Consider the following 14,721-nt stretch of genomic DNA (forward strand, 5'->3'; position numbering starts at 1 on the left):
CCATGGGACACGTCATGCGCAACCCGGAACAACTGGAAGCGGTCGAGAGTTTCCGGCGCTTCCTGGCCGAAAAGATCGACCCGATCTTCAACAAGGAATACCGGGATAAATTCATCCCGAAAGAGAAGATGGCCGAGGTCATGCGCCAGCTCACCGAGTTCGGCATGATCAGCGGCGCCGTCAGCGAAGCCCATGGCGGGCTGGGCCTGGACTGGCCGACCATGATCATGCTCTTCGAGGAAGTCGCCGCCTGCTCGGTGGACCTGTCGACACCCGTGGTGATCAACTCCTTCGGCGCGCAGATGCTGGAAAAGCTCGCCCCCGACCACCTGCGCGAGCGTTACCTGCCGGGCCTGATCAGTGGTGATTCGTTTGTCAGCGTCGGCATCTCGGAACCGGATGTCGGCTCCAACGTGCTGGAAATCAAGACCCGCGCCCGCCGCGACGGCGACGACTTCATCATCACCGGTGAAAAAACCTGGATCAGCAACGGCGCCTATTCCGACTTCCTGATCTGTACCTGCCGCACCGGCGATGACCCGCGCAAGGGCCTGACCCACTTCCTGCTGGACCGCAAAGAACACCCATACGAAGTGCAGAACATCCACAAAATGGCCTGGAACAGCCAGTCCACGGCGCAGATTTTCCTCAACGATGTGCGCGTTCCGGCCAGCAACATCATCGGCAACGAAGGTGAAGCGCTGAAAAACACCCTGTCGTTCTTCGAGCGTTCGCGGGTATTTGTCGCTGCGCAAGGCCTGGGTATCGGTCGCCGCGCCCTCGAAGAAGCGGTGCGTTACGCCAAGGAACGCAAACAGCACGGCAAGCTGATCGCCGGTCACCAGTTGATCTCCGGGATGCTCGCCGAGATGGCCACCAACGTCGATGCCGCACGCTTGCTGACCTACCGCGCCGCCGAGATGATCGGCGCCGGCATCCCGGCAGAAATGGAGGCGGCGATGGCCAAGTATTTCGCCTGCGAGGCAGCAGTCACCATTGCCCGTCAAGCCGTGCAGATTCATGGCGGCGCGGGCGTGACCACCGACTTCCTGGTCGAGAAACTGGCCCGCGAAGCGATCATCGTGCCGATCCCGGAAGGCACCACGCAGATCCAGCAGTTGATCATTGGCCGCGCCCTGACCGGGGTCAACGCGTTCTGATCCAGCCATTTGTTCAGCCACAACAATAACAACCCGGCATCGACGATGCCGGGCAGCGAACAGGGACACTCACATGCGAATTCAAGACAAAGTCATCGTCATCACGGGCGGCGCTTCGGGCCTGGGCCTGGCGACGGCGCACTACCTGATTGAAGAGAAAGCCGCGCGCGTGGCGATTTTCGACCTCAATGTCCAAGCCGGGCAAAAAGCCGTGGCCGAACTGGGCGCCGAGCGCGCGATGTTCGTGCAGACCGACGTCAGCGACGAAGCGTCGGTGCAGAATGCGGTCAATGCGGTGATCGAGAAGTTCGGCGCGATTCATGTCTGCATCAACGGCGCCGCCGTGCCGACCGGCTTCAAGGTGCTGGGCAAGGAAGGCAAGGCCGCGCCGCTGGCACGCTTCGCCCAGGCCACCGCCGTCAACCTCAATGGCGTGTTCAACGTCATGTCCAAGTGTGCCGAGCACATGGCCAACAACGAAGCCGAAGCCGGCGAAGAACGCGGCGTGGTGATCAATGTGTCGTCTGGCGCGGCCTATGAAGGTCAGGTCGGCCAGTGCGCCTACGCGGCCACCAAGGCTGGCGTCATCGGCATGAACATGCCCGCCGCGCGCGAGCTGGGCGCCATTGGTGTGCGGGTCAACGCCATCGCGCCGGGGCTGTTCCTCACTACCATGGTGGCGGGCCTTGACGAGAAAGTCCTCAACTCGCTCAAGGAACAGATGGAAGCGCCCAAGCGCCTGGGCGACATGCGTGAGTTCGCTCATTGCTGCGCGTTTCTGATCGAGAACGCCTACGTCAACGGCGAGACTGTGCGCCTCGACGCCGCCTCGCGCATGCGTGCCCGGTAATTCGGCTTCTGAGAGCGACTCCCCATGAAAATGAATTTTAGCCGGATCATGCGCCTGCTCGCCCTGCGTTATGGCGAGCAGGAGGCGATCGTCAATATCGAGCGCAACCGCCGCTATAGCTATGAGCAGTACCACCTGCTGACCAACCGCATCGCCGACGTCCTGCGCAACAGGTTGCAGGTACGCGTGGGTGAACGCTTCATGCTGATCCTGGAGAACGACAGCCTCAGCCTGATGATGTTTCCCAGCACCTTCAAGCAGGAAGGCACGGTGGTAATGACCAACCTGCGCGACCCGCTGGAGGAGCACGCGCGGCAGGTCGAGCTGGTCCGGCCCAAGGTGGTGTTCATCGAAACCCGCTTGCTGGACAGTTACTACGGCATGTTGCGCGCCCGTGACTGCGAGATCGTGGTGATGGACCCGCCGACGGCCGAACAGGCGACGCTGAGCGGCGTGCACAACTTCTGGTCGCTGGTGGATGCGGCCTCGGACGCCGATAACGATGTCACCCTCGATACCGACGAGCACCTGTGCATGCTGCGCTTTACCGGTGGCACCACCGGCAAGGGCAAGTGTGCGATGTACTCGATCGACAACTGGATGGCCTGCCGCGACGCGGCGTTCATCAACACCGATCTGGCGCTGAGCAGCGCGACCCGCCTGCTGCACGTATCGCCGTTGTCCCACGGCACGTTGATGCTGTTTTTTCCGACGGTTTACGGCGGCGGCACCAACCTCACCATGAACCAGCTGGACATGCAGTCCTGGCGCCAGCAAGTCGAACGGGAGCGCGTGACGCACTCGTTCCTGGTGCCGACCGTGCTCTACCGCCTGCTGGAGATGCAACGCACCGCGCCGCTGGATTTCTCATCGCTGACCACGCTGATCTACGGTGCGGCGCCCATGAGCCCGGACAAACTGGGCGAACTGGTGGAGTGCTTCGGACAGATTTTTGTCCAGGGCTATGCTGCCACCGAGGCGCCGATGGTGATTTCGGCCCTCGGCAAAGCGGCGCATCAACCCGGCGACACCGCGTCCTTGCGCCGGCTGTCTTCAGCAGGCCGGCCGACACCGGGAGTGGAAGTGTTCATCGCCGATGCCGGAGGCGCGCCGCTACCCGTGGGCGAAACCGGTGAAATTCGCATCCGCTGCAAAGCGGTGATCAAGGGCTACTACCAAAACCCCGAAGCCACTGCCGCCGAGTTTTGCGAAGGGGCGTGGAAGTCCGGCGACCTGGGCTACATCGATGGCGATGGTTACCTGTACATCGTCGACCGTCTCAAGGACATGATCATCAGCGGCGGCTTCAACGTTTATGCCGTGGAAGTAGAAGCCGCCCTCGCCGCCCACCCTGCGGTGCTGATGGCCGCGGTGGTGGGCATTCCACACCCGGAATGGGGTGAGGCCGTGCATGCCGAAGTGATTCTGCGTCAGGGTGAAACCGTGACGGCGCAAGCGTTGATTGCCCAGACCCGAACGCGCCTGGGCGGCTACAAGGCGCCGAAGTCGCTGGTGTTCGTCGATGAGTTGCCGACTTCGGTGGTGGGCAAAGTATTACGCCGACAAGTACGGGAAAAATACTGGCTCGGTTCGTCGCGCAATATCAGTTGAAGGCACCGCCAGGAACGGCCCTGCCGTAGCCGGGACTTCAGCCTGTCGAAGGCCCGGCTTCAGTCGTTTCACCCATTAGGGGAATGAGCGGTTGAAGAGTGACTTTGTATCATCTCAAAAAAATATTACTGGATAATTCACAATTCAAACCTACGCTCTTCCCGGGGATCACAGTTTCTAAGGACCAAAGGGGGAAGTCCTTAAGTGCTAACGCCAGTGCATATGGAGTTCGACATGAACCAGACAAACTTCTCCCGGCTATTCGCTGTTTCAATGCTGTTGTCTGCAATGGTTCTACCCGTTATCACCCAAGCGGCTGACAAACCCCCGCCCAACATCGTGGTGATCATGGGCGACGATATCGGCTGGTCGAATATCGGTGTCTATAATCAGGGGATGATGGCCGGTCGCACACCCAATCTCGACCAACTGGCTGCCGATGGCATGCGCTTTACCGACTATTACACCGAGGCCAGTTGCACCGCCGGGCGCGCCAATTTCATTACTGGTGAACTGCCGATCCGCACCGGCATGACCACGGTCGGCCAGGCCGGCTCGCCCATCGGCATTCCTGACGAAGCGGTGACCATTGCCACCGCCCTCAAGTCCATGGGCTACGCCACCGGCCAGTTCGGCAAGAACCACCTGGGCGACTTGAACCAGTTCCTGCCGACAGTGCACGGTTTCGATGAGTTCTTTGGTTATCTCTATCACCTGGATGCCATGGAAGACCCGTCGCACCCCAACTATCCGAAGGCGCTGCTCGACACCGTCGGCCCGCGCAACATGGTGCACAGCTGGGCAACCACCACTGACGATCCAACCGTCATGCCGCGCTGGGGCAAGATCGGCAAACAGAAAATCGAAGACGCCGGCACCCTCTATCCAGACCGGATGAAAACCGTCGATGACGAAATCCAGGCCAAGGCCTTCGCCTTCATCGACAAAGCCAAACAGGACAACAAACCGTTCTTCCTGTGGCTCAACCCGACCCGCATGCACATCGTCACGCACCTGTCCGACAAGTATGAAGCCATGCGCAATTCGGAAAATGGCTGGTCGGAGCAAGAAGCCGGCATGGCGCAGCTCGACGATATCGTCGGCGACGTCATGGCCAAGCTGAAAAAAGACGGCATGGATGACAACACCATCGTGATGTTCACCACCGACAACGGCGCGGAAAACTTCACCTGGCCGGACGGTGGCACCACCCCGTTTGCCATGGGCAAAGGCACGGTCATGGAGGGTGGTTTCCGAGTGCCGGCGATCATTCGCTGGCCAGGCCAGGTACCGCCCAACACCATTGCCAACGGCATCATGTCCGGCATGGACTGGTTCCCGACCTTCCTCACGGCGGCAGGCAACCCGAACATCACCACTGAACTGCTCAAGGGCAAACAACTGGGCGACAGGACCTACAAGGTCCATCTCGACGGCTATGACCAGACGCCGATGATCACCGGCAAAGGCCCGTCGAACCGTCATGAAATCTTCTACTTCGGCGAGGGCACGCTGGGTGCCATTCGCATCGACGATTTCAAATACCGCTTCATCGATCAACCTGGGGGCTGGCTGGGCGCCAAGGTCACGCTGGACATGCCGATCCTGACCAACCTGCGTCTTGATCCGTTCGAGCGCATGGGCTGGCCAGCGGATCAGGCGGCCAGTGGTTCGCTGGAATATTTCCAGTGGTTCAAGTTCCAGTTCTGGCGCTTCGTGTTTGTGCAGGATCAGGTGCTGAAACTGGCGCAAACAGCCATTGAATACCCACCGATGCAAAAAGGCGCGAGCTTCAACCTGGACACCGTCAAGGAGAAAATCGCGGCGGCGCGTGCCGCCATGGCCAGGTAGTGCATAAAAGGCAATACGGGTGGCCGGTGGCGGTCACCCGTTCATGACGAACGTTTGCGAGCGTATCAAGGAGCCTTTCATGCAGACGAAATCATTGCTGCTCCCCGCCTTCACCTTGCTCACCCTGTGCAGCGAACAGGCGTATGCCGGTGGCATCATGCTCTACGAGATCGGCACCGATAACGTCGGCCTGGCCAATGCCGGTGCCGCTGCCCGCGCCCAAGGGCCCTCCACCATCGCCAGCAACCCGGCGGGCCTGAGCTACCTGCAAGGCACGCAGATAACCGCCGGTGCGCAAATCCTCTACGGCAACCTGACGTTCGACCGCGACGACAACACCAACGGCACAGGCCGTGGCAGCGGCAACGCACTGGATCCGATTCCCGGTGGCAGCTTTTTCATCAGCCATCAACTGGATGACAACTGGAGCGTCGGCTTCGGCTCTTATGGCGATTTCGGCCTGGCGGCCAATTACAACAACGACTGGTCCGGGCGCTATTTTGCGCAGAACGTCAGCCTGGCCGGGTTGTCGCTGGTGCCCAGCGTGGCGTACCGCTTCAACGATCAATGGTCGATCGGTGTCGGCGTGAAAGCCATGTACGGCATGTTGCAGGACCAGACGGCCATCGACCGCTCGCCGTTCGGCCTGACCGACCGCAGCGACGGCTACTTCAAATACGAAGACAGCACCTGGGGTTACGGTGCCAACGTTGGCGTGATCTACGCCCCACAACCCGGCACGCGCATCGGTTTGGCCTACACCAGCAAGGTCGATCTCGACTTTGAGGACAAGCTCAATGTCCATGGCACCGGTCCCGGGCTGGATCGTCTGAACGGCCTCAACACCAAGCTCGACATGCAGGTGCCGCAGACCGCGACCCTGAGCCTGTTCCAGCAACTCGACCCGCAATGGGCCCTGCTCGCCACGGTCAACTGGCAAGACTGGTCACAATTCGGCGACGTCGCGGTGCAGGTCGATACCACCGCTGTCGGCGCCCAATCGACCACGGTCAATGCCCATTTCAAGGACACCTGGCAACTGGCGCTCGGCGCGCAATATCAAGCCACCCGTCAACTGTTGTGGAACGTCGGCGTCGCGTATGACAGCAGCGCCGTCTCGGACGCCAACCGCACGTTCAATGCCCCAATGGGTGAGTCCTGGCGACTCGGCACCGGGGCCACTTACGCGCTGAACAAGGACACCGACGTCAACCTCAGCTGGGCACTGGTCTGGCTCGGCGACATGCCGGTGGACCAAACCAAAACCGTATCAGGCGTACGCACTTCCGGTCAGTTCGACAACGCCTGGATTCAAGCCGTGACCGGGAACATGACCTGGCGTTATTGACGCCCTGATAACCAGAAAAATACGATTTATCCCATGGAGCGCAAAGCACAATGAACTTGTCCAGAAAGTTACTCATCGGCACCGCACTGACCACCCTGTTACTCGGTGGTTGTACCTCGAAAGTCACCGAGCAGCAGCAATACTCCGGCTTCCTGCCCAACTACAACAACTTGCAGGAAGTGACCACCACCAGCGGCGAGAAAGCCATGCGTTGGGTGATCCCGTCATGGAATCCCAATGCCTACGACACCGTGGTGTTCAACCGGCTGGAGCTGTACCCGGCGCCACAGCCCAATGAGCGGGTCAATCGCCAGACGCTGGACGAGTTGCAGAACTACATGACCAACAAGGCCCGTGGCGTGCTCGGCCAGAAATACAACGTGGTGCCGAACAGGGCATCCGTGCCAGCCGGTTCCAAAGCCTTGATCCTGCGCGTGGCAATCACCGGCGTGAGCGCCTCGAATGCTGGAATGAAGTGGTACGAAATCGTGCCGGTCGCCGCTGTAGTGGGCGCGGCACAAGCAGCCAGCGGTCACCGCGACCAGGACACGGCGCTGTACATCGAGGGTGAATTCATCGATACCAGCAACAACCAGACCGTGGCCAAAGTGGTACGCAAGGTGTTCGGTCAACAGCTGGACAACGCCAGCCAGACCATCACCACCAAGGACTTCAAAGTGGCCATCGACAAATTGACCAGCGATTTGCAGGCCTTCATCCGATAAGGAGCGGGCTTGACTGGCGCCACTTTGAGGTGGCGCCGGTTGAACATCTGATCCGACACTTGCGTCTCCGAGCATCGAGCAGTTGCCGTTTCCCGATGAAGACCCGGTGCAAGGCACGAATGGCGCCGTGCAGCAATATTGGGTCAGTCAGCGCTAGAAGAATGATCACTTTCCCGTGGCAAGGGAGCTTGCTCCCTTGCCACAGGGTGTGTCAGCGCGCGCTCATCCATTGCCTCGCAGGTCAGCAGAAAAGTCGACCGCCAACGCCTCCAGCAAGCGCCAGTAATCGGCAAACATCGCCTCAACCACTGCCGGGGCCAGACGGTCAGCCGCCAGGTCCCAGTGGATCAGCAAACTGTCTTGCGTCTCGATACTCAGGTTGTCCAGCGCCACCCCGTGCGTGCGGCTTGTGCTTTTGACCAGCGTGATGCCTGCGGGCAGGCCCAGCGCGCCTTGGGGGTTGAGCCGGGTAAACACCACCGGGAAATCGAGCTTTCGCGGTCGCTGTCTGTTCGTCGCCACTTTGCGCAACGCTTGCAGGCCGCTGACGGTGCTGTGTTGCTGATCTTCATTGAAGATCCGCTGACAACGCCAAGCCTGTTCGATGAGCGTCATGGGTTCGTCATTGAAGTCGATCCAGCTCAGCGTGGTGAAATCGCCGACCAGCGCGTCAATCTGCGGGTGTACCGCGGGCCGCTTCCAGCCTGGGGCCACCAGTGTGAACGCTGGTTCGGCGCTGTGTCTGGCAACGCTCCAGGCATAGGCTGCGATCAGCAGCGCGTCCGCCGAGAGGCCTGCCTGTGCAATGCGTTCACGCAGTGCCGGCCAGCAATCCAGGCGGTGCTCGTATTCCAGATACAGCCCCGTCGCGGCCCCGTCGTTGTTCACTGGCGGTCCCGATGGCACTTGCCGGAATTTTTCCTGCCAGTAGCGCGCGGCGGTTTGTGCCGCCGGGGAGCGGTTGTGCTGCCCGAGTGCCTCGATATAACCGGCGAAACTGATGGTCAGCGGCGTCAGCGTCCGGCCGTGATAGAGATTGAGTAATTGCTGGAGCAACAGATCTCGGCTGGGAAGGTCGACCAGCAGCAGGTCTACAGCCAGATGCACCAGGCGGCGTCGTTCGTCCAGCGTGCTGACCCGTAGTTCGACATAGGGCCACTCTCCCAGCGCCGTCACCCGGCCGAGCATCTGTTCGGCGATTGACGAACCGGCAATGTCCTGCGAGGCCGTTTCGAGGTGCAGCAAGGGCGGTGCGTCCATGATCTGCTGGGTGCCATTGGGCAGAATCCGTGTCCGAAGCATCGGATGATGCGCGACCAACTGCTGCCAGGCCCGTTCCAGACGAGCAATATCCAGCGCCTCGATGGCCACGGCCATGTAGAGGTGTGAACTGCCCTGCCCCCGGTGCAGCGACCGGCTGAAGGCGTAGGCCTGTTGTTGATCGGTCAATGCGAAGGGCAGCGCTGGCGGCGCTCCGGGTGCCAGTTGAAAAGGTGCCGAATGAACCAGCGCTGATGCCTTGAACGCCCATCCGTCACTGTCGCCGTCCGCCAAGGTGACCAGCAATTGGCAATAGTCGCCAAACAGCCGGTCGATCATGCCGTCGGGATAACACTCAATGGCGACGTCCCAGCTGAAACTCAGGGCCCCGCCGTGCTCGCGCAGTTGGTGATCGAGGTTGACCTGCGGCGTCTGGGTGACGCAATCGTGTTGCGCATCGCCAAAGCTCGGCGCGCCGTCGATCACCGGGTTGTTGAGCATCGAGGTGAAGACCACCTCGCCACCGTTGAATGGCTGCGAGTTGTCGCCACGCTGACGAACTTCGCGCAGGGCAGAGATGCCACTGACGCTGGCGTGATCAAGGTCAGCCAGCAACTGGCGCTGCACCTGTTGCGCCCGTTCGGCCAGGGTTTGCTCCGGCGCGCCGTCAAAGGCAAAGAACTGCGTGGAGATCAGCGGCCCGACCAGCCGACCGATGTCCGGGTGCACCGGGAGTCGACCGTAACTGGTTGTGATCAACGAAAACGCCCTGCCAGCATTGGCCTGTTGCAGGATCAACCCGAACAGGCTCAGCAACAATGCCGTGCCTGAAACCTGCAAAACATCGCCCTGCGCTTTCAATCGCTGCCAGCGGCCCTGCTCCAGAACCGAGGTCAGGCGGCGACGCTCGCGGCCAGCAGGTCGCGGTGCCTTGGGCAAGGCAAGGCCAGCCGGTGCCTGCGCCAGCTTGTCGACCCAATACTGCAAGTCCCGCTGGTAGCGCGGCGATTGCTTGAAGGCCTCCAGCGACCGCTGATAGTCACGCAACGACACGCCCTGATCCGGCAACTCGCTGGCAGGTTCCTGATAAATCATCAGCCATTGCTGCAACAGCAGCTCCAGTGACGTGGCGTCGACAATCATTTCGTCGATGCTCAGGTGCACCCGGCTGCTTTGCTGATCCAGCAACGAGACAGCAATGTCGAAAAACGTTTCCTGACCAATCCGATAGACCTTGTGCGACATCGACGCACGAAGGGCTGCCAGCGAATGCTCGCGGTCGGCAGGCTCGTTGCGGCGCAGGTCGCGGGTCTTGAAGCGATAAGGCGTCGGTTCGCTGACCTGTTGGCGACCGTCGGCCAGAAACCTGAGCCGTAGCGCATCGTGGTGAATCATCAACCGATTCCACGCCTGATTGAGCCTGTAGACGTCCAGCTGCGGCCAGTCGAATTCCAGGTAGATATGGCAGCCGACCCGTTCCGCTTCGGCCAGCAGCGTGCGGCCTGACAAAAACGACTGCTGGATATCGTTGAGTGCAAAAGGTTGATGGCGGGCGTCGGGCGCTATCTGCAACAGCGGCACAAGCTGATCATCAGCGTGGCGTTCCAGCGCCGCCAGACGGGCTTCGACTTCACCGAGGCTCAAGTACGGACTCAGCTGTGCCAGCGATACCGACAGGTGCAGTTGCTGTTCCAGCCTGGCCTTGAGGCCCACGGCGCCGAGGGAGCTGAGGCCCAGACTGGCCAGGCTGCGCGACTCGCAACCTGCCAGTGTCTGCGGATCACATCCCAACAGTTCGGCGAGAATCTGGCGCACGTTTTTCTGTGACTGTGTCTCGCATTCGCTTGCATCGCGAAGCGGTTCGGCCCGGCGCGGTGACAGCCAGTGCCGCGATTGTGCAAAGGCGTAGCCCGGCAATCCAATGCGCTGTGGTTCACCGACACGCGGCATTTTCAGCCAGTCCGGTTCCATGCCCTGGCGCCAATAATCGGCCAGCGCCGGCAGATCTCGTGCCGCCAATGCCCGGGCAATCGCGTCGCCAGTTCCAGCCACTTGCTCGTCGGCCAGCACGATGTCATCGCGCAAGCCTTGGGCAAGCTCGTCCAGTTGCTGTTGCAGCGACGCCATGCTGTCCACCACACAAGCCCAGCGGCAAGCCATCGCCGTGCGCCCGATTTGCAGCGTATAGGCAATATCAGCCAGACGCAGATCCGGGCGTTGGCCCATCGCGCGGCTCAGTCGCGCCCCCTGCTCTTTCAGCCGGGCGGCATCATGCGCCGACAACAGGATCAGTTCAGCACCGATATCAACCGCCGTCACAGGCTGGCGGGCGACAAACTCCTCCACCACCAGATGGGCATTGACGCCGCCAAAACCATAACTGTTGATGCTCGCCCGACGTGGCAGCTCACGACCCTCGACGTCCTGCAACGCCGGCCATGGCCGATTCCCGGACGCGAGCAACAGTTGCTGCGGATCGAGGGTGATCGCCGGGCTGAGTTGTTGATACCCGGGTATGCCCGGCAGTTGCCGCTGTTTCACCGCATCAATCACCTTGAACAACGCCGCCATGCCGGATGCCAATTCGCAATGCCCGATCAGCGGTTTCAAGGTGCTGAGGTTCCACGCAGCGCCGGTTTTATCAGCGCCGCTCAACTGCGTGCGCGCCGCCTGGATCGCGTCGATTTCAATGGCATCGCCCATCGCCGAACCGGTGCCATGGGCTTCCACATAGCTGACGGTGTACGGCGCAACCCCGGCACTGCGGTACGCAGCCACCATCGCCGCCTGCATGCTGTCGTGATCGGGTGCGGTCAGCGAAATCCCTCGTCCGCCGTGCCCCACGCCGCTGCCCTTGATCTTCAAATGGATCCGGTCCCCGTCGCGCAATGCATCGGCCAATGGCTTGAGCAGCAGCACGCCCACCCCTTCGGAACGTACATAGCCATCAGCCCCGGCCTGGAATGAACGGGTGTCTGCCTGCTCGCTGAGAAACCCCATCTGCCGGTAGCCGGCCGTTTCAGCAGGCGACAGCAACAGATTGACCGCGCCGATCAGCGCCTGTTGGCACTCACCGGCCCTGATCGCCTGCATGGCCCGGTGCAGCGCAACCAGCACCGATGAGCAGGCGGTGTTGCAATATTCGCTGGGCCCGCGCAGGTCGAGGAACCAGGAAATCCGGTTGGCAGACATGCAGGGCGAAGAAGACGTCAGCAAAAACGGGCTGTCGCGGGGGACCTCGACGATGTCGCGGTACTCACTTGGCGCGGCGGCGACAAACACACCGGTTTGGCGGCGGGAAAACGCTGCGGCGGGAATTGCCGCATCGTCGAGCGCCCACCAGGCATGCTGTAACAGCAGCCGCTGCTGCGGGTCCATCAGCGCCGCTTCGGCCGCCGAAATGCCAAAAAACTGATGATCGAAGCACTCGATCCCGTCGATGTAGCCGCCCGCAGGTCCGGCCGTTGCACGTTCGGGTGGCACCTCGCGTATCTGGCTGATGCCATGGCGAACAGCGGCCCAAAAGCCCTCCAGTTCGCCACCGGGAAAAGCCCCGCTGATGCCGATCACCGCGAAATCATCGTCGGTTCTGACAGGCGCCACTGGCGGTAAAGCCTGCTGAGGCTCTGGCGACACCTGCGCGCCAAGGCGCTCTTGCAGCGCGGCGACGATTTTCTCGACGCTGTTGTAGCGAAAGAAAAAGCTCGGTTCCAGCACCAGACCGAACGTCATGCCCAGCTGTTCACTGAGCGCGAGCAGGTCTGCCGAGTCCAGGCCCAGCTCCAGCAGGCTGTGGCGCGTCGACACTCGGCTGTCTTGCGCCTGTCCCAGGCAGCGATTGATGCCCTGACGCACGGCGTCGTCGATGGAGATCGCCGGCTGCTCCACCATTGCCGTGGCCAGCTGGATTTCCTGGCGCTGACGGTGGGCCAGGTCATAACGCACCAGAACGCCGTGCCCCGCATTGTCGGCATCGGCGGGACGATAACCGGCCACCAGACGCTCGATTCGCGCACCGTGCAATTCGTGGAAGCGCAGCACCGGGTCCAGCAGCACGCCTCGTTCGTCACGGCTATGAATGTAGTCCACCAAAGTAATGTGGCGGTACTTGGGATAGTCCTTGCAACGGGTCACGCCGACCACCGTGTCGACGCCGTTGAGCAGCGTGCAATATTGCAGCATGAATTCCAGCAACTGATCGCCGTAACCGCTGTACTGATGCGCCGGCAGGATATTCAGACTCTGGATTTGCACGGTGCTGCCGTTACCATGGAACAGCTGATCGACCGTGGCGAAATTGACCGCGAACAGCCCCTCGATCCGGACGATCCGCTGGGAATAGATCACACCGACCACTTCGCCCTTGAACTCCAACGCCAGTTGACCGGCAGGGTCCTGGTTCAAGCGCCGCCGCAGGATGTGTTCATCGACCCGGCCGCCTTCGGGCCAGCAGGCTTGCTCCAGTGTCAGCAGCGCCGGCATGTCCGCCAGCGTCACAAAGCGAACACGGTATTCACGCGCCCGGTAACAACCGCTGCTGGCTTCGCAGTCGAAGCCGGCCAGCGGCAGCCTGTGCAGCATCCCCGGATCGGCAAACAGCCCGGCACCGGCCAGCGCCATCAGGTAGTGCGCCGCTTCAACCGGGTAATGACAGGCAAAGTGATCCGCCAGCGGCCCGTCGGGGGTCCAGTGACTTTCGCTGAGCACTATCGGTTGATCGCCGATCAGCGCGGCCAGTGCTTTTGCCGAGGCCTGCAGACTGCCCAGCACGCTGGCGCCCTCTGCCGTCAGGCCGTCGCAACGCAGGTAATAACGCTGCGGCGCCTGTTGCGGTGGTAGCTGCGGCGCAGTCCCTGGCTGTTGCAGATTTTGCTGGCCGATACCCAGCCACAACACTCGCTGACTGGCACCGACACCCGCGTCCCGAAGCCGCTGGCCAAGCGTCGCCGGATCGCTCATTACCGCGTTATCAAGCACCAGCCATTGCAGGGGATTGCTGTCCAGTGCCTGTCCCCGGGCCGTGTGGTGGCGCACCCATTGCCCCAGCTCGTTCAACGAAACGCCAGGGTGGCTGCCCAACTCGACGATCCAGTCCGGTTGCGTGGACAACGGCTGCGCGTCGAAAACCTTGCCCAGCAACTGTTCAAGCGCGGGCCGGTCACCCGGCCAGACGTGCTGTTCACCGGCGCCCTTGAGCCAATGCAACGCGTCTGCCCACTGCTCGCCCTTGGCGAACAACAGGCCATCGAGGGTGGCGGGCAAACTGGCGTAGTAGGCGAGGAAAGGCTCGCTCAGCCGCTCAGCCAGCAGCGTCCGCCGCTCGGGATTGAGCACCAGTTGCCGTTCTTCGCGACGAATCCACTGCTGGGTGCGTAGAAAGTCACTCAACAGCCGGGTGCGTTCAGGGTCGGTCTGCCCGTTGTCGATGCGCCGTGCATCCACAAGACCCGTGTCAATATCAATCGCCCCGTTCAGTTGCAACCGGCGCAACAACACCAGCGACAACAACTCGTTCAGGCCACGGATGAACGCCGGACAGTGCAGATTCCAGTCCAGCGCCGACAGCTCCAGCCAGCGCCACAGGTGCGCCATGTCCTGCGCGCCCGGCAATCGCTGCGGCACCAGCCACGAAAACAGCTCGGTCACTGCGGTGGGCAGCGTGTCGATTGCCGATGCCCGGCCAGAGAAGAAATACTCATCGTCGCTCGACGGGCTCAACCAGCCAAACGCCCTGAACCCGTCGAAGGCCACCCGTAACGGCCCGGCGTTGATCGAAGCAGCCGCTGCAAACGGTGCAAACCCGAACGGCTGGTTGATCCCGCGACCGGAGATCAACTGACGACTTTCCAGGCTCAACACACTGGCAATGAAAAACAACTGATCGGTGAATGTGGCGTTCATCGTCTTTTCCATGAC

General features: G+C 61.5%; 7 protein-coding genes. 6 read left to right on the forward strand and 1 reads right to left on the reverse strand.

The window, feature by feature from the left end; all coding sequences use genetic code 11:
- Nucleotides 1-2 precede the first annotated feature (2 nt).
- The 6 genes from POF45_RS02975 (at nucleotide 3) to POF45_RS03000 (ending at nucleotide 7,545) form a co-directional block, all read left to right on the forward strand.
- Complete coding sequence (locus POF45_RS02975; protein WP_282315006.1) at nucleotides 3-1,160, forward strand: acyl-CoA dehydrogenase family protein; 1,158 nt, start codon at nucleotides 3-5, stop codon at nucleotides 1,158-1,160.
- 73 nt (nucleotides 1,161-1,233) lie between these two features.
- Complete coding sequence (locus tag POF45_RS02980) at nucleotides 1,234-2,010, forward strand: SDR family NAD(P)-dependent oxidoreductase (RefSeq protein ID WP_282315007.1); 777 nt, start codon at nucleotides 1,234-1,236, stop codon at nucleotides 2,008-2,010.
- Between the two features lie 24 nt (nucleotides 2,011-2,034).
- Nucleotides 2,035-3,621, forward strand: coding sequence for a class I adenylate-forming enzyme family protein (locus POF45_RS02985; protein ID WP_282315008.1), 1,587 nt, complete (start codon nucleotides 2,035-2,037; stop codon nucleotides 3,619-3,621).
- A 234-nt stretch (nucleotides 3,622-3,855) separates the two neighbouring features.
- Nucleotides 3,856-5,472 (forward strand): arylsulfatase, encoded by a 1,617-nt coding sequence (locus tag POF45_RS02990; RefSeq protein WP_282315009.1) that lies wholly within the window; start codon nucleotides 3,856-3,858, stop codon nucleotides 5,470-5,472.
- A 79-nt stretch (nucleotides 5,473-5,551) separates the two neighbouring features.
- On the forward strand, nucleotides 5,552-6,820 hold the full coding sequence (locus POF45_RS02995) for an OmpP1/FadL family transporter (RefSeq protein ID WP_282315010.1): 1,269 nt from the start codon (nucleotides 5,552-5,554) through the stop codon (nucleotides 6,818-6,820).
- Nucleotides 6,821-6,870: 50 nt separating this feature from the next.
- Entirely contained in the window at nucleotides 6,871-7,545 is a 675-nt protein-coding gene (locus tag POF45_RS03000; RefSeq protein ID WP_259502785.1) for a DUF3313 domain-containing protein, read from the forward strand.
- Between the two features lie 222 nt (nucleotides 7,546-7,767).
- On the opposite strand, the gene POF45_RS03005 is transcribed toward POF45_RS03000, so the two are convergent.
- Nucleotides 7,768-14,718 carry a beta-ketoacyl synthase N-terminal-like domain-containing protein gene (locus POF45_RS03005; RefSeq protein WP_282315011.1) on the reverse strand — a complete coding sequence of 2,317 codons (6,951 nt, stop codon included), beginning with the start codon at nucleotides 14,716-14,718 and terminating at the stop codon, nucleotides 7,768-7,770.
- Nucleotides 14,719-14,721: the final 3 nt, after the last annotated feature.

The organism is Pseudomonas fungipugnans (assembly GCF_029955235.1).
Classification (GTDB): domain Bacteria; phylum Pseudomonadota; class Gammaproteobacteria; order Pseudomonadales; family Pseudomonadaceae; genus Aquipseudomonas; species Aquipseudomonas fungipugnans.

Coding starts and splice junctions, on each gene's coding strand:
- POF45_RS02975 (WP_282315006.1), top strand. CDS start 3: ATGGGACACGTCATGCGCAACCCGGAACAACTGGAAGCGGTCGAGAGT.
- POF45_RS02980 (WP_282315007.1), top strand. CDS start 1,234: ATGCGAATTCAAGACAAAGTCATCGTCATCACGGGCGGCGCTTCGGGC.
- POF45_RS02985 (WP_282315008.1), top strand. CDS start 2,035: ATGAAAATGAATTTTAGCCGGATCATGCGCCTGCTCGCCCTGCGTTAT.
- POF45_RS02990 (WP_282315009.1), top strand. CDS start 3,856: ATGAACCAGACAAACTTCTCCCGGCTATTCGCTGTTTCAATGCTGTTG.
- POF45_RS02995 (WP_282315010.1), top strand. CDS start 5,552: ATGCAGACGAAATCATTGCTGCTCCCCGCCTTCACCTTGCTCACCCTG.
- POF45_RS03000 (WP_259502785.1), top strand. CDS start 6,871: ATGAACTTGTCCAGAAAGTTACTCATCGGCACCGCACTGACCACCCTG.
- POF45_RS03005 (WP_282315011.1), bottom strand. CDS start 14,718: ATGGAAAAGACGATGAACGCCACATTCACCGATCAGTTGTTTTTCATT.